Source organism: Kosakonia sp. YIM B13571 (assembly GCF_042788095.1).
Taxonomy (GTDB): Bacteria; Pseudomonadota; Gammaproteobacteria; order Enterobacterales; family Enterobacteriaceae; genus Kosakonia; species Kosakonia quasisacchari.
In genome coordinates this window covers 193,991-212,213 of record NZ_JBHZPL010000002.1, presented here as the reverse complement: position 1 = coordinate 212,213, position 18,223 = coordinate 193,991, and the positions used below count along the sequence as shown (strand labels likewise).

The 18,223-nt window shown below is 55.3% G+C and carries 16 protein-coding genes; 13 read left to right on the top strand and 3 right to left on the bottom strand.

The window, feature by feature from the left end; genetic code table 11:
• Positions 1–31 precede the first annotated feature (31 nt).
• Positions 32–961, top strand: coding sequence for a DNA replication terminus site-binding protein (tus, locus tag ACFX4O_RS06150; protein WP_380207758.1), 930 nt, complete (start codon positions 32–34; stop codon positions 959–961).
• On the opposite strand, the gene fumC is transcribed toward tus, so the two are convergent.
• Positions 958–2,358, bottom strand: coding sequence for a class II fumarate hydratase (gene fumC, locus ACFX4O_RS06145; protein WP_380207757.1), 1,401 nt, complete (start codon positions 2,356–2,358; stop codon positions 958–960). The two genes, tus and fumC, sit on opposite strands and share 4 nt — an antisense overlap.
• A 134-nt stretch (positions 2,359–2,492) precedes the next feature.
• Positions 2,493–4,139, bottom strand: a complete 1,647-nt coding sequence (gene fumA / locus ACFX4O_RS06140) for a class I fumarate hydratase FumA (protein WP_380207756.1) — start codon at positions 4,137–4,139, stop codon at positions 2,493–2,495.
• Positions 4,140–4,336: 197 nt separating this feature from the next.
• Here fumA and manA point away from each other — a divergent pair, with 197 nt between their 5' ends.
• The 5 genes from manA (at position 4,337) to add (ending at position 11,215) form a co-directional block, all read left to right on the top strand.
• Complete coding sequence (gene manA / locus ACFX4O_RS06135) at positions 4,337–5,509, top strand: mannose-6-phosphate isomerase (RefSeq protein WP_380207755.1); 1,173 nt, start codon at positions 4,337–4,339, stop codon at positions 5,507–5,509.
• A 105-nt stretch (positions 5,510–5,614) separates the two neighbouring features.
• On the top strand, positions 5,615–7,144 hold the full coding sequence (locus ACFX4O_RS06130) for a YdgA family protein (protein ID WP_380207754.1): 1,530 nt from the start codon (positions 5,615–5,617) through the stop codon (positions 7,142–7,144).
• Between the two features lie 167 nt (positions 7,145–7,311).
• Complete coding sequence (malX, locus tag ACFX4O_RS06125; protein WP_380207753.1) at positions 7,312–8,925, top strand: maltose/glucose-specific PTS transporter subunit IIBC; 1,614 nt, start codon at positions 7,312–7,314, stop codon at positions 8,923–8,925.
• 2 nt (positions 8,926–8,927) lie between these two features.
• Positions 8,928–10,112, top strand: a complete 1,185-nt coding sequence (locus ACFX4O_RS06120; protein ID WP_380207752.1) for a MalY/PatB family protein — start codon at positions 8,928–8,930, stop codon at positions 10,110–10,112.
• 101 nt (positions 10,113–10,213) lie between these two features.
• Positions 10,214–11,215, top strand: coding sequence for an adenosine deaminase (gene add / locus ACFX4O_RS06115; RefSeq protein WP_131412291.1), 1,002 nt, complete (start codon positions 10,214–10,216; stop codon positions 11,213–11,215).
• A gap of 48 nt (positions 11,216–11,263) precedes the next feature.
• On the opposite strand, the gene ACFX4O_RS06110 is transcribed toward add, so the two are convergent.
• A complete protein-coding gene (locus ACFX4O_RS06110; RefSeq protein ID WP_380207751.1) occupies positions 11,264–12,304 on the bottom strand; it encodes an oxidoreductase in 1,041 nt (346 codons plus the stop codon).
• Between the two features lie 203 nt (positions 12,305–12,507).
• Here ACFX4O_RS06110 and blr point away from each other — a divergent pair, with 203 nt between their 5' ends.
• From blr to rsxD, 7 genes are all read left to right on the top strand, one after another.
• Positions 12,508–12,645, top strand: coding sequence for a division septum protein Blr (gene blr, locus ACFX4O_RS06105; RefSeq protein WP_016496263.1), 138 nt, complete (start codon positions 12,508–12,510; stop codon positions 12,643–12,645).
• Positions 12,646–12,888: 243 nt separating this feature from the next.
• Positions 12,889–13,104, top strand: coding sequence for a transcription modulator YdgT (gene ydgT, locus ACFX4O_RS06100; RefSeq protein ID WP_016496264.1), 216 nt, complete (start codon positions 12,889–12,891; stop codon positions 13,102–13,104).
• An 86-nt stretch (positions 13,105–13,190) separates the two neighbouring features.
• Positions 13,191–13,631, top strand: a complete 441-nt coding sequence (locus tag ACFX4O_RS06095; RefSeq protein WP_380207750.1) for a DUF2569 domain-containing protein — start codon at positions 13,191–13,193, stop codon at positions 13,629–13,631.
• A 77-nt stretch (positions 13,632–13,708) separates the two neighbouring features.
• Positions 13,709–14,290 carry an electron transport complex subunit RsxA gene (gene rsxA, locus ACFX4O_RS06090; RefSeq protein ID WP_017456621.1) on the top strand — a complete coding sequence of 194 codons (582 nt, stop codon included), beginning with the start codon at positions 13,709–13,711 and terminating at the stop codon, positions 14,288–14,290.
• 1 nt (position 14,291) lies between these two features.
• The gene (rsxB, locus tag ACFX4O_RS06085) at positions 14,292–14,870 is read left to right on the top strand and encodes an electron transport complex subunit RsxB (RefSeq protein ID WP_131412285.1); all 579 of its coding nucleotides are present in this window, start codon (positions 14,292–14,294) and stop codon (positions 14,868–14,870) included.
• A complete protein-coding gene (gene rsxC / locus ACFX4O_RS06080; RefSeq protein ID WP_380207749.1) occupies positions 14,863–17,166 on the top strand; it encodes an electron transport complex subunit RsxC in 2,304 nt (767 codons plus the stop codon). The genes rsxB and rsxC overlap by 8 nt, the downstream gene beginning before the upstream one ends.
• Positions 17,167–18,219 (top strand): electron transport complex subunit RsxD, encoded by a 1,053-nt coding sequence (gene rsxD, locus ACFX4O_RS06075; protein WP_380207748.1) that lies wholly within the window; start codon positions 17,167–17,169, stop codon positions 18,217–18,219.
• Positions 18,220–18,223 lie beyond the last annotated feature (4 nt).

Here is an 18,223-nt window from a genome sequence, read left to right as displayed (position 1 = left end):
TATAAGTATGTTGTAACTAATTGGGTGCAAAATGGCTGCCTTAGATTTGATCGAACGCCTCAACACGACCTTCAGGCAACTGGAACATGAACTGGCTGCGCTAAAAACCGAGCTCGCGGCCTGCCGGTTAATGGCCGCTCGCGTATTTAGCCTGCCAGATGTTCCCAAAGGCGCGGAACACAACCCGCTTACCGCGATTCATGTCGAGCAACATCTTGGTCAGCAGGCGGCAGAACTTGCCCATAATCATTACACCCATTTATTTATTCAACAGCAGTCGGAAAACCGCAGCAGTAAAGCCGCCGTGCGGCTGCCAGGCGTTATCTGCTATCAGGCGAGTGACGCCACGCTTAGCGCGCTGACTGAACGCATCAGCACAGTGAACGCACTGAAATTAACCTTTGAGCGGATAGTCACCCAGGAATCGGGACTGGCCCCCGCTGCCCGGTTTGAATGGGTACACCGCCATCTGCCGGGGCTTATCACCTTAAATGCTTACCGGACACTGACGGCCATTCGCGCCCCGGCGACGATCCGTTTTGGCTGGGCGAATAAGCATATTATTAAAAACCTCACCCGCGATGAAGTGCTGGCGCAACTGGAAAAAAGCCTGAAATCTCCGCGTGCCGTCTCTGCGTGGACGCGTGAAGAGTGGCTGGGGCGCATTGAGCAGGAGTACAACGATATTGCCGCCCTGCCAAAACAGGCACGGCTGAAAATCAAGCGCCCGGTGAAAGTGCAGCCCATTGCCCGAGTCTGGTATGCCAATTCACAAAAGCAGGTGCAATATGCCTGCCCGACACCGCTTATCACACTGATTTCAGAAGAGAATGGCGGAACCGTCCCGGATATTGGCGAGCTACTGGATTACAACGCGGACACGGTTCAACACCGCTATAAACCGCAGGCGCAGCCGCTGACGCTGATCATCCCGCGGCTGCACCTGTATCTGGCGGGTTAAGCCTGTTTTAAACTGCCAACCATCGATTCCGGACGCACCCAGCTGTCAAACTCGGCTTCCGTCAGGTAGCCGAGCGCCAGCGCGGAGGCTTTCAGCGTCAGCCCCTCTTTGTGCGCCTTTTTGGCAATTTCCGCCGCTTTGTCGTAGCCGATATGGGTGTTCAGTGCTGTCACTAACATCAAAGACTCATTCAGCAGTTGATCAATACGCTCGCGGTTGGGTTCAATCCCCACGGCGCAATGTTCGTTAAAGCTCTCCATCCCGTCCGCCAGCAGACGTACCGATTGCAGGAAGTTGTGGATTACCATCGGGCGGAAAACGTTCAGTTCAAAGTTGCCGGATGCGCCGCCAATATTCACCGCCACATCATTGCCCAACACCTGGCTGCATAACATGGTCATCGCTTCGCACTGCGTGGGGTTAACTTTACCCGGCATGATCGAGCTACCCGGTTCGTTTTCCGGAATCGCGATTTCGCCAATACCACAACGCGGGCCAGAGGCGAGCCAGCGCACATCGTTAGCGATTTTCATTAATGAAGAAGCCAGCCCTTTCAGCGCGCCATGCGCATGCACCAGTGCATCGCAGGTCGCCAGTGCTTCAAATTTGTTGGGCGCGGTAATAAACGGTTGACCGGTAAAGCTGGCCAGCTCTTGCGCAACGCGTACGGCGTATTCCGGATGCGTATTCAACCCGGTGCCCACGGCGGTGCCGCCCAGCGCCAGTTCACTCAGGTGCGGCAAGCTCTGTTCGATATGTTTGAGGTTATGCTCAAGCATCGCCACCCAGCCGGAGATCTCCTGGCCCAGCGTCAGCGGCGTCGCGTCCTGCAGATGAGTACGGCCGATTTTGACAATGCTGGCAAACGCGGTGGCTTTCTCATGAAGCGTCTTTTTCAGCACGTGTAACTGCGGGATCAGTTGCTCACGCACGCCTATCACCGCCGCTACATGCATCGCTGTCGGGAACACGTCGTTAGAGCTTTGGCTTTTGTTCACGTCGTCATTGGGATGGATCTTGCGTTCCATGCCGCGCACACCGCCGAGGATCTCGCTGCCGCGATTGGCCAGCACCTCATTCATGTTCATGTTGCTCTGCGTACCGGACCCGGTCTGCCAGATAGCGAGCGGAAACTCATCAGGATGTTGACCGGCCAGCACTTCATCTGCCGCCGCGATGATCGCGCGCGCTTTCTCTTCGGGCAGCAGCCCCAAATCCTGATTAACTTTCGCCGCTGCGCGTTTGGTCAGCGCCAGTGCGTGGATCAGTGAGACCGGCATTTTTTCCGTTGAGATACGAAAATGCTCAAGCGACCGCTGTGTTTGCGCTCCCCACAGTTTATCTGCCGGGACGTCGATTGCGCCCATCGAATCTTTCTCACTGCGATGCGTTGCCATGACTCTCTCCTTGGTTACAAAGTGATATTGGGTTGCGACATTGCTCACCTGCAAACAAGTAAAAGTATTGATGCTTTTTATAATGTTGTTTACTGCTTTGTGCCTAAAACAACCGCCCCGAAGGGCGGTCAATACTATTTAACGCAGCGGGCGCACTGGCCGGATTGAATTTGCTGGAAGAAGTCGTTGCCTTTGTCATCCACAAGGATGAACGCCGGGAAATCTTCCACCTCAATTTTCCAGATAGCTTCCATACCGAGCTCCGGATACGCCACACACTCAAGGCTTTTGATACTGTTCTGCGCAAGGATCGCCGCCGGGCCGCCAATGCTACCAAGATAAAAACCACCGTGTTTATGACAGGCATCCGTCACCTGCTGGCTGCGGTTACCTTTCGCCAGCATGATCATGCTGCCGCCCTGCGACTGCAGTTGATCGACATAAGAATCCATACGCCCGGCGGTGGTCGGCCCCAGCGAACCAGACGCATAACCTTCCGGCGTTTTTGCCGGGCCCGCGTAGTAAATCGGGTGATCTTTGATGTACTGCGGCAGATGTTCGCCGCTGTCCATCAGCTCTTTGAGCTTCGCATGAGCGATATCGCGCGCGACAATAATCGTGCCGGTGAGGGACAAGCGCGTAGACACCGGATATTGCGAAAGCTGAGCGAGGATCGCTTTCATCGGGCGGTTAAGATCCACTTTCACCGCTTCGCCTTCACCGGCCTCGCGCAGCGCTTCAGGAATGTATTTGCCAGGATTTTGCTCTAAACGCTCCAGCCAGATGCCATCGCGGTTGATTTTACCTTTGATGTTACGATCGGCTGAACACGAAACGCCCATGCCAACCGGGCACGACGCGCCGTGGCGCGGCAGGCGGATCACGCGAATATCATGCGCAAAATATTTACCGCCAAACTGTGCGCCAAGACCGAGATTCTGCGCTTCCACCAGCAGCTCTTGCTCCAGTTGCACATCGCGGAACGCCTGTCCGTGCTCGTTACCTTCGGTTGGCAGCGCGTCATAATATTTGGTGGAGGCAAGTTTGACCGTTTTCAGCGTCGCTTCCGCCGATGTACCGCCAATCACAAAAGCGACATGGTACGGCGGGCAAGCCGCTGTACCGAGGGTACGCATCTTCTCAACCAGATAATTCTTCAGCTTCGCCGGGGTGATCAGCGCCTTGGTTTCCTGGTAGAGATAGGTTTTATTCGCCGAGCCGCCACCTTTCGCGATGCAGAGGAATTTATACTCGTCGCCATCGACGCTATAGAGGTCAATTTGCGCAGGCAGGTTGCTGCCGGTATTAACCTCTTTGTACATATCCAGCGGGGCGTTTTGCGAATAACGCAGGTTCTCTTCGATATAGGTATTGTAAACACCGCGTGCCAGCGCTGCTTCATCCCCGCCGCCGGTCCAGACGCGCTGCCCTTTTTTGCCCATGATGATCGCCGTGCCGGTGTCCTGGCAGGTCGGCAGGATACCTTTCGCGGCAATGTCCGAGTTGCGCAGGAATTGCAGGGCGACATATTTGTCGTTTTCGCTGGCTTCGGGATCGGCAAGGATATCGGCGACCTGCTGCTGGTGCGCCGGGCGCAGTAAAAATGAGGCGTCGTGGAAAGCGTGTTGAGCCAGCAGGGTCAGCGCTTGCGGATCCACCTTCAGGATCTGCTGGCCCTCGAACTCAGCCACAGAAACATAGTCGCGGCTTAGCAGGTAGTACTCGGTGTCATCCTTTCCAAGCGGGAAAGGATCCTGATAATAAAAGGGTTTGTTCGACATTGTTCTCTCACTTACGGCTGATCTGGTTATTGTTCAGGCAGTCAATCCATCTGCCTGTGTTAAAGCGAGTCGCCATATCCTACACAATTTTTTAACAAAAACTGAGACTAGTACGACTTTTTACCCCCACAGGTTACTTCCGTCGGCTTTGTTGCTTTAATAACGCCATAATTTCATTAATGAGAAAGGGCTTGATAATGCAAAAACTCATCAACTCCGTGCAGAACTACGCCTGGGGAAGTAAAACGGCATTAACGGATCTCTACGGCATTGCCAATCCTGACAATTTGCCAATGGCCGAATTGTGGATGGGCGCACACCCGAAGAGCAGCTCAAAGGTGCAGGATGCCAGCGGCCAGACCCGTGCGTTGCGTGAGGTGATTGATCAGGATAAAACCCGCCTGCTGGGCAGCGCCGTCACGAATCGTTTTGGCGAATTACCGTTCCTGTTTAAAGTGCTGTGTGCTGACCAGCCGCTGTCAATTCAGGTGCATCCCAACAAGAAAAACTCCGAAATGGGTTTTGCCAAAGAGAACGCCGCAGGCATTCCGCTCGACGCCGCAGAGCGCAACTACAAAGATCCAAACCATAAGCCGGAACTGGTGTTTGCCCTGACGCCGTTCCTTGCCATGAATGCCTTCCGCGAGTTTTCCGACATTGTTTCCCTGCTGCAACCGGTGGCGGGCGCACACCCGGCTATCGCGCATTTCCTGCAAGCGCCGGGTGCAGAGCGCCTGAGCGAGCTGTTTGCCGCGCTGCTGAATATGCAAGGCGAGGAGAAATCCCGCGCGCTGGCGGTGCTAAAATCCGCGCTTGGCAATCACTCCGGCGAACCGTGGCAGACCATTCGCCTGATCAGCGAGTTCTACCCGGATGACAGCGGCCTCTTCTCTCCGCTGCTGCTGAACGTGGTGAAACTGAACCCAGGCGAAGCGATGTTCCTGTTTGCCGAAACCCCGCATGCCTACCTGCAAGGCGTGGCGCTGGAAGTGATGGCGAACTCTGACAACGTACTGCGCGCCGGGCTGACGCCGAAATACATCGACATCCCGGAACTGGTAGCGAACGTAAAATTCACGCCCAAACCGGCCAGTGAGCTACTGACGCAACCGACGCAGTATGGCGCGGAGCTGGATTTCCCGATCCCGGTAGACGACTTTGCGTTCTCCCTGCACGATCTCAGCACCAGCGAAACCCAGCTGGCGCAACAGAGCGCGGCCATTGTCTTCTGCGTGGAAGGTGAAGCGGTGCTCAGCAAAGCGAGCCAGCAATTAGTGCTGAAAGCGGGTGAGTCGGCGTTTATTGCCGCCGACGAATCGCCTGTTGGCGTAAGCGGCACTGGTCGCGTGGCGCGCGTGTTTAATAAGTGAGAGTAAGTTACTGAACTTTTTAGCAAGGATTGCTAAGCTTGAAGGCACATCACTCGACATCCAGGCGGCGTTAACCGCCTGGTTTCTTTTTTAGGGATAAATAGTATGAAAAAAACGTGGGTTGCCGCAGGGATTATCGTCGCGCTCGGTATCGTCTGGACGGGCGGAGCCTGGTACACCGGCAAACAACTTGAAGGTCGTCTGGTGGAGATGGTCAGCCAGGCGAACGCACAAATTAAGCGCAACGCGCCGGAGGCCAATATTGAGATCTCTGCGCAGGATTACCAGCGCGGTCTCTTTTCCAGCCAGTTAACCCTGAACATTAAACCGCTCGCCGGTAGCACCAATACCTGGCTGAAACCGGGGCAAGCCATTGTTCTGCACGAAACGGTCGATCATGGTCCCTTCCCGCTGGCGCAGCTTAAAACCTTTAGCCTGACGCCTGCGATGGCTTCCGTGCATACGCAACTGGTCAATAACGAAGTGACAAAAGGGTTGTTTGATATCGCCAAAGGCCAGGCGCCCTTCTCTGCTGACACCCGCATTGGCTACAGCGGCGATACCCGCACGGATGTCACGCTGAGCCCGCTGAATTCAGAAAAAGACGGCGACAAAGTTGCCTTTAGCGGCGGTCATTTCCGCTTCAGCGCAGACAGCAAAGGTAACGCGTTGTCGCTGAGCGGCGAAGCCGAAAGCGGCCTGGTGGATACGGTGAATGAATATGGGCAGAAAGTGCAGCTGTCGTTCAATAACCTGAAAACCGACGGCTCCAGCGAAATGTCCAGCTTTGATGAGCGTACCGGCAACCAGAAGATGAGCCTCGATAAGCTCGCCATCTCTATTGAAAATAAAGAGATGGCGCTGCTCGAAGGCATGAACTTAACCGCCAAATCTGACGTTGCGGACGACAAAAAGAGCCTCAACAGCCAACTGGATTACTCCCTGAACAGCCTGAAAGTGCAGGGCCAGGATCTCGGTAGCGGAAAACTGACGCTGAAAGTGGGCCAGATTGACGGTAAAGCCTGGCATCAGGCCAGCGAGCAGTACGACGCGCAAATCCGTGCCTTAATGGCGCAGCCGGATATCGCGCAGAACCCGGAACTCTACCAACAGAAAGCCACCGAAGCGTTCCTCAGCATTGTTCCGCTGTTGCTGAAAGGTGAACCCGTATTGACCGTTGCGCCGCTCAGCTGGAAAAACGCCAAAGGCGAAGCGACCTTTAATATGTCCCTGTTCCTGAAAGATCCGTCAACCGCGACCGGCACGCCGCAAACGCTGGCCGATCAAGTTGACCGTACGGTGAAATCCCTCGACAGCAAGCTGACGATCCCGCTGGATATGGCCACCGAAATGATGACGCAGGTGGCAAAACTGGAAGGTTATCAGCAAGAGGACGCGGCGAAACTGGCGAGCCAGCAGGTAAAAGGTCTGGCGGCGATGGGCCAGATGTTCCGCATCACCACCGTGGAAAACAACAGCATCCTCACCAGCCTGCAATATGCGAACGGCCAGGTGACGCTGAACGGCGAAAAAATGCCGCTCGAGCAGTTTGTCGGGATGTTTGGCCTGCCGGGGCTGCAACCAGGGCAACCGGACGACGCAACACCGCCCGTGCCTGCGGTACCACAGCAGTAATTTCCCAGCCCCTTTCGAGGGGCTTTTTATTTTCTACCGGGTCATCTTGCCGGAATCCGAAAACGACAGCCCTGTTACCGGCTCGCGCTTTTTGCGCGACAAAAACTGATAAAACCGTCTGCGCTCTGCGCATCCGCCAGAGCATTCTTTTTACGTAAGGAGAGGTTATGGCGGGGAAAACCGCGCAAAAAGCGAATCTGTGGGCATTTTTCCAGCAGCTCGGTAAAACCTTTATGCTGCCCGTCGCACTGCTGTCGTTTTGCGGCATCATGCTCGGCATTGGCAGCTCGCTGAGCAGCCGCGATGTGATAACACTGCTGCCGGTATTGGGCCACCCGCTGCTGCAGGCCATTTTTATCTGGATGAATAAAATTGGCTCGTTCGCGTTCAGTTTCCTGCCTGTGATGTTCTGTATCGCGATTCCACTGGGACTGGCGCGTGAAGATAAGGGCGTGGCGGCTTTTTCCGGTTTTGTCGGCTATGCGGTGATGAATCTGGCGGTGAATTTCTGGCTCACCGCGCAAGGCATATTGCCCACTACCGATGCGTCTCTGCTCAAAGCACATAACGTGCAGAATGTGCTTGGTATTCAGTCCATTGATACCGGGATCCTCGGCGCGGTGATTGCCGGGATTATTATCTGGCGTTTACATGAACGCTTTCACACCCTGCGCCTGCCGGACGCGCTGGCCTTTTTCGGCGGTACGCGCTCGGTGCCGATTGTCACCAGTGTCGTGATGGGCGTGGTGGGACTGACGATCCCGTTGGTCTGGCCGTGGTTTGCCATGGCGATTAGCGGCCTGGGGCACATTATCGATCGCGCCGGGGATTTCGGGCCGATGATTTTCGGCACGGGCGAACGCCTGCTGCTGCCCTTTGGTTTGCAACATATTCTGGTGGCGTTGATCCGTTTTACGGAAGCTGGCGGAACGATGGAGGTCTGCGGACACAGCGTTAGCGGCGCATTGACCATTTTCCAGGCGCAGCTTAACTGCCCGCAAACACACGGTTTCGCCGAAAGCGCGACGCGTTTTCTCTCACAAGGCAAGATGCCCGCTTTCCTGGGCGGCTTACCCGGCGCGGCCCTGGCGATGTACCACTGCGCACGGCCTGAAAATCGCCATAAAATAAAAGGGTTGATGATTTCCGGCGTGATTGCCTGCGTGGTGGGCGGTACGACCGAACCGATCGAATTCCTGTTTCTGTTTGTCGCCCCGGTGCTCTATTTAATTCATGCCTTGCTTACCGGCCTGGGCTTTACCGTGATGGCCGTGCTCGGCGTGACTATCGGCAACACGGACGGCAATGTGATTGATTTCATTGTCTTCGGCGTGCTGCACGGCATGGCAACAAAATGGTATCTCGTGCCCCTGGTTGCCGCCATCTGGTTCGCCGTTTACTACGCCTTATTCCGTTTCGCTATCACCCATTTCGACCTGAAAACACCGGGACGCGACAACACAGTGGCGGAAAGCGCAGATTCGGCAACGCAAGGTGTGACGGGCAAATCCGGTTATGACGTTCCTGCCCTGCTCAATGCACTCGGCGGAGCGGATAACGTCGCAACACTGGATAACTGCATCACCCGCTTACGCCTTTCGGTGAATGAGATGGATAAAGTGAATGTTGATGCCCTCAAGACAAACCGCGCGATTGGCGTTATCAAGGTTAATGAACATGACTTGCAGGTGGTGATTGGGCCACAGGTACAGTCGGTAAAAGATGAAATGGCGCAGCTCATCAATTCGCAACAATTTGGTACATCGGTGGAGGCGGAATAAAAATGACCACTGACACGTTCGATTTCTCCATCCCTATTGACCGCCACGGCACCTGGTGTACGCAGTGGGATTATGTCGCCGATCGCTTTGGGCGCGCGGACTTACTCCCCTTCACAATTTCCGATATGGATTTTGCCACCGCGCCGTGCGTGATTAACGCGCTACAACAGCGGCTTACGCATGGCGTGCTGGGTTACAGCCGCTGGAAAAACGAGGAGTTTCTGGGTGCCATCTCGCACTGGATGACCAGCCGCTTTAATACGCAGATTGACGCTGAAAGCATTGTTTATGGTCCGTCGGTTATCTGGATGATTGCCGAAATGATCCGCCAGTGGTCGCAGCCGGGTGATGGCATCGTGGTTCATACCCCGGCGTACGACGCGTTTTATAAAGCCATTCAGGGGAATCAGCGGCAGTTGCTGGCCGTACCGCTACAACACAGTAGCGACGGTTGGGTCTGTGATATGGCGCAGCTCGAAGCCGTTCTGGCAAAGCCGGAGAGTAAAATCCTGCTGCTGTGCAGCCCGCAAAACCCGACCGGGAAAGTGTGGACTCACCATGAACTGGAAACCATGGCTGCACTGTGTGAGCGTCATAACGTAAAAGTGATAAGCGATGAAATTCATATGGATATGGTCTGGAGCAGCCAACCGCACATCCCCTGGAGCGCTGTTGCACGCGGGCCGTGGGCACTGTTTAGTTCGGCATCGAAAAGCTTCAATATTCCCGCGCTGACCGGCGCGTGGGGGCTGATTGATGATGCGCCGTCGCGCAATGGCTGGCTTGAAGCGCTGAAAAACAGCAATGGCCTCTCCTCTCCGGCGGTGTTATCGGTCGTCGCCCATATCGCCGCTTATCGGGACGGTGCGCCGTGGCTGGATGCGCTTCGTGCCTACTTACGCGCCAATCTGGTTTATCTGGCAGAGCGCCTGAATCACACCTTTCCGGCGCTGAACTGGCAAGTGCCGGAATCCACCTATCTGGCATGGATAGATTTGCGCCCGTTAGGTATTGATGATTCCGCACTGCAAAAAGCGCTGATCGAGGAGCAAAACGTGGCCATTATGCGCGGCGATACTTACGGCGCAGAAGGCCAGGGGTTTGTTCGCCTCAATGTCGGTTGCCCACGGGTGAAACTCGAGCAAGGCGTGAAGGGATTAATCGCGGCATTAGCGTCGCTTCATTAAGCCAAAATTTGCGCAACTCGCCCTCCGGGTTGCGCAAGATAGCTTTTTACCGCCTTTTGTCTCTATAATGGCGAGCACTTTCTTAAAATAAGAGTGCGACCATGATTGATCCCAACCTGCCGTTAACTGATATTCATCGCCATCTTGACGGAAACATCCGTGCACAAACGATTCTGGATCTTGGCCGCCAGTACAATCTGCCCCTGCCTGCACAAACACTCGAAGCACTGCGTCCACACGTTCAGGTCACCTCCAATGAACCGGATTTAGTCAGTTTCCTCGCGAAACTTGACTGGGGCGTCAAAGTGCTGGCGTCGCTGGATGCCTGTCGCCGCGTTGCCTACGAAAACATGCAGGATGCCGCGCTGAACGGGTTGCATTACGTTGAACTGCGCTTTTCGCCAGGTTACATGGCAATGACCCACAACCTGCCGGTGGCGGGCGTTGTCGAAGCGGTGATTGCCGGCGTGCGCGAAGGGAGTCGTGATTTCAACGTGCAGGCGCGCTTAATCGGCATTATGAGCCGCACCTTTGGCGAGGCTGCGTGTTTGCAGGAACTGGACGCGCTGCTGGCGCACCGCGACGGAATCACCGCGCTGGATCTGGCCGGAGATGAGCTGGGTTTCCCCGGCAGCCTCTTCCTTTCTCATTTCAACCGCGCGCGTGATGCGGGCTGGCAAATAACGGTTCATGCCGGTGAAGCCGCTGGCCCGGAAAGCATCTGGCAGGCGATTCGTGAACTCGGCGCAGTGCGAATCGGTCACGGTGTGAAGGCGATTGAAGATGCCGCACTGATGGATTTTCTTGCCGAACAACGTATTGGCATCGAATCCTGCCTGACGTCGAATATTCAGACCAGTACCGTGCCATCACTCGCCCGCCATCCGCTTAAAACGTTCCTTGAGCATGGCATTCTGGCGAGCATCAATACCGACGATCCGGCGGTGCAAGGTGTCGAGATTGGTCATGAATATCAGATTGCTGCCCCGGCTGCCGGACTGAGCCGCGAGCAGATTCGCCAGGCGCAGATTAACGGGCTGGAGATGGCCTTTCTCAGCGCGGCGGAAAAACAGGCGCTGTGCGATAGCGTTGCGAAGGCGTAAGAATGGCGTAAAGAAAACCGCTCACGGCAATGTGTGAGCGGTGATTTTTCAGGTCAGACTCAGCGTAGAACGATGTTTCGCAGATTCAATACCCAGCTCAATCAGCTCCATTATCTGGATTGCCTGACTGGCCGGAACCGGGTTTTCCCCCACGCCGTTCAGCGCGTCGCGAATGGCCGCATAATAGGCCGGGTAGTTGCCCGGTAGCGTCAGCCAGTTCTCTTCCTTACGCTCTTCTCCGTCAACACGGGTTAACACACCGTCGCGCATGTCATAACCCCAGTCTGCCTGCGGCAGCCGCGCGCCGCTTTTCAGGCACTCCTCCTGCGGGTCCAGCCCATATTTCACATAACTGCCGCGCGAACCATGCACGATGTAACGGGCCGATTCTGCGGCGGCCAGCAGGGTGCCATGCAACACAATCCGGCGCTGCGGATAGGCAAGCACCGCGTGAAAATAGTCTGTGGACTGCGCGCCAGGGCGTAACTGCGCCAAATCCACGGTCATTGATACCGGTAAGCCGAAGAGGTTAACCGCCTGATCGAGCAAATGCGGCGCCAAATCATACCAGATGCCACTGCCGGGCCCGCCTTGCTCGCGCCAGCGGTTACGCACCTGCGGGCGGAAACGGTCAAAATGCGATTCGAAATAGGCCACCTCACCCAGCGCGCCGTCGGCGAGCAAGGCTTTGAGCGTCAAAAAATCACTGTCCCAACGGCGGTTATGGAACACCGACAACACACGTCCGAAGCTGCGTGCCAGCGCATCCAGCTCACGAGCCTGTGACAGTGTCACCGTAAAGGGTTTATCCACCACCACATGTTTGCCCGCTTCCAGCGCCGCTTTGGCCAGCGGGAAATGGGTATCATTCGGCGTGGGAATGACAATCAAGTCAATTGACGGATCGTTAAATAGGTGCTTCGGCTCAGAGACAACCGGCACGCCAGGCCAATCCGCTTTCACTTTCGATTCATCGCTGCTGGAAATCGCTGCCAGCTCCATCCCCGCCGTTCCGGCAATTAATGGCGCATGAAATGTTTTGCTGGCATAGCCATAACCTATTAATCCGACACGGATTTTATCGCTCATAGAGTGGTCTCTCCTTATTGGAACGTCTATTTCACACCATCTACCAGGTGGCGACAACCGCTTCAGTAACCCATTAGTGAAACGAATGAATTTACCGTGCTCAGCCCTGGTTTCTGCCTAAAAAATCTGCTTAAATCTGCAACCAGGCACCGGTATTTATTGATAGCCGCAGACGAAAGTAAACATCAGGGAGTAGTAAAAGTATGGCCGGAATTTTCAATCGGATTATTGAATTAATGGGCTGGGTGGTACTCGGCGTATCGACCATTCTTTTGGTTTTTGCCAGCCATATCGATAATTATCAACCTCCTGAACAGAGCGTCGCGGCACAAAAGAAATAATTGCCGCCATAAAACGCGCAAAGTGCAATCAAGCTTCATATGTTTATTGCCAGTCATGGCGAAGGGCGTTAATCTTCACAGCCGGGTGCTGTTCTGGTGCCTGGTTTCACCTGAAAAGAAAACTCTTAATTTAGTGGCGGACCATTCCTGCGCTATTTACGCCCGGGTAATAATGTTTATTATTCGTACAAAATTAGCCCGCGTGTATTTTCTGCCTCTTTTATTATATGGACACCCTTCGACATGACCGTTCAGGACTATTTATTAAAATTTCGCAAAATCAGTTCGCTTGAAAGTCTGGAAAAATTGTTCGATCACCTCAATTACACGCTGACCGACAGCGGTGAAATTATCAACATGTACCGTGCAGCGGATCATCGCAGGGCTGAATTGGTTTCTGGCGGCCGCCTGTTTGACATTGGGTGCGTTCCGCGCTCGGTATGGCGCTACGTGCAGTAACGCCGCTGGCATTCGTCGTGTAATGCTTTATACTCCTCGCCCGGCGAAATCATTCACAGCATTAATGCCTTCACAGAGGAATACGCATGACAACGACTCCCGCAGAAAGAATCGGAGGCTGGCTACTCGGCCCTCTGGCCTGGTTGCTGGTCGCGTTATTAAGCACCTCGCTGGCATTATTGCTTTATGCCACCGCATTAATGACACCGCAGTCGGTTACGGCGCTGGGCGCGCAACCGCTGAAACAAACCATACTGTGGTTCGTCTCTTTCGCCTTCGCTATTGCCATCTGGTATTACACCTTCTGGCTGGTTATCGCCTTTTTTAAACGCCGCCGCAGCGTGCCGAAGCACTATATTATCTGGCTTATGGCCTGCCTATTGCTCTCCGTTAAAGCCTTTGCGTTCGCTCCCGTCACCGATGAACTGGCACTGCGTCAGTTACTCTTTCCGCTGCTTGCCGCCGCGTTGATGGTGCCCTATTTCAAGCGCTCAAGCCGCGTGAAAAGGACCTTTGTTAATCCGTAATAACCTTACAGTTATCCTGTTGTCGCCCGGTGCTGTTTGACCGATAATAGGCGGCTTTTTTTATTTCAGGCCACATAATGACAGACTATCTGCTGCTATTTATCGGAACGGTGCTGGTCAACAACTTCGTACTGGTGAAGTTTCTTGGCTTGTGTCCGTTTATGGGCGTTTCCAAAAAACTGGAAAGCGCAATGGGTATGGGACTGGCGACCACCTTCGTGATGACGCTGGCGTCCATCTGCGCCTGGCTCATCGATACATGGGTGCTGATCCCGCTGGATTTAGTCTACCTGCGCACGCTGGCGTTTATCCTGATTATCGCCGTGGTGGTGCAGTTCACCGAAATGGTGGTGCGGAAAACCAGCCCGGCGCTCTATCGTCTGCTGGGTATTTTCCTGCCACTGATCACCACTAACTGCGCGGTACTCGGCGTGGCCCTGCTCAATATCAACCTTGGGCACAATTTCATGCAATCGGCGTTGTATGGTTTCGCCGCCGCCGTAGGGTTCTCATTGGTTATGGTATTGTTCGCCGCGATTCGCGAACGCCTTGCCGTTGCCGATGTGCCCGCGCCCTTTCGCGGCAATGCGATTGCGTTAATCACTGCGGGCTTAATGTCTCTGGCCTTTATGGGCTTTAGTGGTCTGGTGAAACTGTAATATGAGTGCGATTTCCATAGCCGTTGCCGCACTGAGCGTGCTGGGGCTGCTGTTTGGCGTCATTCTGGGTTACGCCTCCCGCCGTTTTGCGGTTGAGGATGACCCGGTTGTTGAGCGCGTTGATGAATTATTACCCCAAAGCCAGTGCGGGCAGTGTGGCTACCCTGGCTGTCGCCCTTACGCTGAGGCGGTCGGATTGCAGGGTGAAAAAATTAACCGCTGCGCCCCCGGTGGCGAAGCGGTGATGCTCAAAATCGCCGCGCTGCTGAATGTCGATCCGCAACCGATTGATGGCGATGCCGCAGCACTTGAGCCTGTGCGTATGCTGGCGGTAATCGATGAGAACAATTGTATTGGCTGTACGAAATGCATTCAGGCTTGCCCGGTAGACGCCATTCTCGGCGCAACGCGCGCCATGCATACGGTGATGAGCGATCTGTGCACCGGTTGTAATCTTTGTGTGGATCCGTGCCCGACGCAGTGCATTGAGCTGCGTCCTGTGGAAACGACCACCCATAGCTGGAAATGGGATTTGCAGACCATTCCGGTGCGTAATATTCCTGTGGAACACCATGCTTAAGTTATTTTCCGCTTTCCGAAAAGAGAAACTGTGGGATTTTCACGGCGGCATTCATCCGCCAGAAATGAAAACCCAATCAAACGGTACGCCGCTGCGCCAATTGCCGCTGGCGAACCGCTTTGTGATCCCCCTCAAGCAGCACCTCGGCGCTGAAGGCGAGCTGTGTGTACGCGTGGGTGACAATGTGTTGCGCGGCCAGCCGCTGACGCGGGGGCGTGGCCGTATGTTGCCTGTTCATGCGCCGACTTCCGGCACCGTCGTGGCAATTGCGCCCCACTCCACCGCGCATCCCTCTGCGTTACCAGAGATGAGCGTCATCATTGAAGCGGACGGTGAAGATCGCTGGATTGAGCGCGATGGCTGGTCGGATTACCGTTCGCATAGTTACGAAGCACTCATTGAGCGTATCCATCAGTTTGGCGTTGCAGGGCTTGGCGGTGCGGGCTTCCCTACCGCGGCAAAACTGCACGGCGGTGGCGATAAAATCGACACGCTGATTATTAACGCTGCGGAATGCGAGCCGTATATCACCGCTGATGATCGTTTAATGCAGGATTGCGCGGCGCAAATTATGGAAGGTGTGCGCATTCTGGCGCACATCCTCAAACCGCGTCAGGTGCTTATCGGTATCGAAGATAATAAACCGCAGGCCATCTCCATGATGCGTGCGGTGCTGGCGGGTAGCCACGATATTCAGTTGAAAGTCATTCCAACGAAATATCCCTCCGGCGGCGCCAAACAGCTTACGCAGATCCTCACTGGCAAGCAGGTGCCGCACGGCGGGCGTTCGTCGGATATCGGTATTCTGATGCAAAACGTGGGTACGGCGTACGCAGTAAAACGCGCGGTGATCGACGGCGAGCCCTTAACAGAGCGCGTTGTTACGCTGACCGGTGAAGCGGTGACGCGTCCTGGAAACGTCTGGGCGCGTCTGGGAACACCGGTTCGCCATCTGCTCGATTACGCCGGTTTCTGCCCTTCCGCCGAGCAACTGGTGATTATGGGTGGCCCGCTGATGGGCTTCACTTTGCCGTGGCTGGATGTGCCAGTAGTCAAAATCACCAATTGCCTGTTAGCACCATCAGCCAGCGAAATGGGCGAACCGCAGGAAGAGAAAGGCTGCATTCGCTGCAGCGCTTGCGCCGACGCCTGCCCGGCCGATTTGCTGCCTCAGCAACTCTACTGGTTCAGTAAAGGCCAGCAGCACGACAAAGCGACGGCACATAATCTTTCCGATTGCATCGAATGTGGTGCCTGCGCCTGGGTTTGTCCGAGCAACATTCCGCTGGTGCAATATTTCCGCCAGGAGAAGGCAGAAATTTACGCCATCGCGCAGGAAGAAAAACGTAACGCTGAAGCCAAAGCACGCTTTGAAGCGCGCCAGGCACGTCTTGAGCGCGAAAAAATTGCCCGCCAGCAGCGTCATAAGCAGGCTGCCGTTCAACCTGCCGCCAAAGATCAGCAGGCAATTGATGCCGCACTGGCGCGCGTACGCGAAAAACAGACGACCGCCGCACAGCCCGTCGTAATTCAGGCCGGTGTCCAGCCCGATAACAGCGAAGTGAGTGCGGCGCGCGAAGCACGCAAAGCGCAGGCACGTGCCCACCAGGCAGAAAAAGCCCAACAAGCGCAAAACAGTGCCGCCACGGACGAAACAGCCGATCCGCGCAAAGCTGCGGTTGAAGCAGCTATCGCCCGTGCCAAAGCGCGCAAGCTTGCCCACAGCCAGCCCGATGCATCCGCAGCCAAAGCTGAGCAACCGCAGGTTGAAACCGAACAATCACCGGCTGAATCTGCGCCGGTCGATCCGCGCAAAGCTGCGGTTGAAGCAGCTATTGCTCGTGCCAAAGCGCGCAAGCTCGCCCACAGCCAGCCCAATGCATCCGCAGCAAACGCTGAGCAATCCCAGGTAGAAGCCGAACAATCACCGGCTGGATCTGCGCCGGTCGATCCGCGCAAAGCCGCGGTTGAAGCGGCAATTGCTCGTGCCAAAGCGCGCAAGCTCGCCCAGAGCCAGCCCGATGCATCCGCAGCAAACGCTGAGCAACCGCAGGTTGAAACCGAACAATCACCGGCTGAATCTGCGCCGGTCGATCCGCGCAAAGCTGCAGTTGAAGCAGCTATCGCCCGCGCCAAAGCGCGCAAATTAGAACAAAAACAAGCCGCCACGCAAACTGATGATGTCTCGTCTTTTGCACAGGCTGCCAACGACGACCCGCGCAAAGCCGCAGTCGCCGCAGCCATAGCCCGTGTTCAGGCGAAGAAGGCTGCACAGCAAGCTGTTAACGAGGATTAAATGGTTTTCAGAATCGCAAGTTCCCCTTACACCCATAACCAGCGCCAGACCTCACGAATTATGCTGCTGGTGACGCTCGCGACCGTGCCGGGCATTGCTGCGCAACTGTGGTTTTTCGGTTGGGGAACGCTGATACAGCTCATTCTCGCGATTATCAGCGCACTGGCTGCCGAAGCGCTGGTCCTGAAATTACGCAAGCAGAACGTGGGCGCGATCCTGGCAGATAACTCTGCCCTGTTAACCGGTCTGCTGCTGGCTATCAGTATTCCCTCTTTCGCCCCGTGGTGGATGGTGGTGCTTGGCACCGTGTTCGCTGTGGTCATCGCTAAGCAGCTTTATGGCGGTTTAGGCCACAACCCATTTAACCCGGCGATGATTGGTTATGTGGTACTACTGATCTCTTTCCCGGTGCAGATGACCAGTTGGCTGCCGCCGTATGAAATCGCACGCACCGTTCCCGGTTTTATGGATGCGTTACAGGTTATTTTCACCGGTCACACGGCCACAGGCGCGAATATGGAAACGCTGCGCATCGGTTTTGATGGCATCAGCCAGGCGACGCCGCTCGATACTTTTAAAACCTCATTACATGCCGGGCACAGCGTCGAGCAGATCCTTCAGTCCCCTATCTATAGCGGCGTGCTAGCCGGTGCGGGCTGGCAGTGGGTCAACCTCGGTTATCTGGCCGGTGGACTGTTCCTGCTGTGGCAGAAAACCATTCGCTGGCATATCCCGGTAAGCTTCCTGCTGAGCCTGGCAATTTGTGCAACTCTCGGCTGGATTTTTGCCCCACAATCGCTGGCTGCGCCGCAGCTGCATCTGCTCTCTGGCGCAACCATGCTGGGTGCTTTTTTTATTCTCACCGATCCGGTTACCGCTTCGACCACCAACAAAGGTCGTCTGATTTTTGGCGCGTTGGCGGGCGTGCTGGTGTGGCTTATCCGCAGTTTTGGCGGCTATCCGGATGGCGTGGCCTTTGCCGTATTGCTGGCGAATATTACCGTGCCGTTGATTGATTACTACACGCGCCCGCGCGTGTACGGGCATCGTTAAGGAG

What these genes read in the sequence shown, in the direction of transcription:
- tus (WP_380207758.1), top strand. Translation starts at nt 32, where the DNA reads ATGGCTGCCTTAGATTTGATCGAACGCCTCAACACGACCTTCAGGCAA.
- fumC (WP_380207757.1), bottom strand. Translation starts at nt 2,358, where the DNA reads ATGGCAACGCATCGCAGTGAGAAAGATTCGATGGGCGCAATCGACGTC.
- fumA (WP_380207756.1), bottom strand. Translation starts at nt 4,139, where the DNA reads ATGTCGAACAAACCCTTTTATTATCAGGATCCTTTCCCGCTTGGAAAG.
- manA (WP_380207755.1), top strand. Translation starts at nt 4,337, where the DNA reads ATGCAAAAACTCATCAACTCCGTGCAGAACTACGCCTGGGGAAGTAAA.
- ACFX4O_RS06130 (WP_380207754.1), top strand. Translation starts at nt 5,615, where the DNA reads ATGAAAAAAACGTGGGTTGCCGCAGGGATTATCGTCGCGCTCGGTATC.
- malX (WP_380207753.1), top strand. Translation starts at nt 7,312, where the DNA reads ATGGCGGGGAAAACCGCGCAAAAAGCGAATCTGTGGGCATTTTTCCAG.
- ACFX4O_RS06120 (WP_380207752.1), top strand. Translation starts at nt 8,928, where the DNA reads ATGACCACTGACACGTTCGATTTCTCCATCCCTATTGACCGCCACGGC.
- add (WP_131412291.1), top strand. Translation starts at nt 10,214, where the DNA reads ATGATTGATCCCAACCTGCCGTTAACTGATATTCATCGCCATCTTGAC.
- ACFX4O_RS06110 (WP_380207751.1), bottom strand. Translation starts at nt 12,304, where the DNA reads ATGAGCGATAAAATCCGTGTCGGATTAATAGGTTATGGCTATGCCAGC.
- blr (WP_016496263.1), top strand. Translation starts at nt 12,508, where the DNA reads ATGGCCGGAATTTTCAATCGGATTATTGAATTAATGGGCTGGGTGGTA.
- ydgT (WP_016496264.1), top strand. Translation starts at nt 12,889, where the DNA reads ATGACCGTTCAGGACTATTTATTAAAATTTCGCAAAATCAGTTCGCTT.
- ACFX4O_RS06095 (WP_380207750.1), top strand. Translation starts at nt 13,191, where the DNA reads ATGACAACGACTCCCGCAGAAAGAATCGGAGGCTGGCTACTCGGCCCT.
- rsxA (WP_017456621.1), top strand. Translation starts at nt 13,709, where the DNA reads ATGACAGACTATCTGCTGCTATTTATCGGAACGGTGCTGGTCAACAAC.
- rsxB (WP_131412285.1), top strand. Translation starts at nt 14,292, where the DNA reads ATGAGTGCGATTTCCATAGCCGTTGCCGCACTGAGCGTGCTGGGGCTG.
- rsxC (WP_380207749.1), top strand. Translation starts at nt 14,863, where the DNA reads ATGCTTAAGTTATTTTCCGCTTTCCGAAAAGAGAAACTGTGGGATTTT.
- rsxD (WP_380207748.1), top strand. Translation starts at nt 17,167, where the DNA reads ATGGTTTTCAGAATCGCAAGTTCCCCTTACACCCATAACCAGCGCCAG.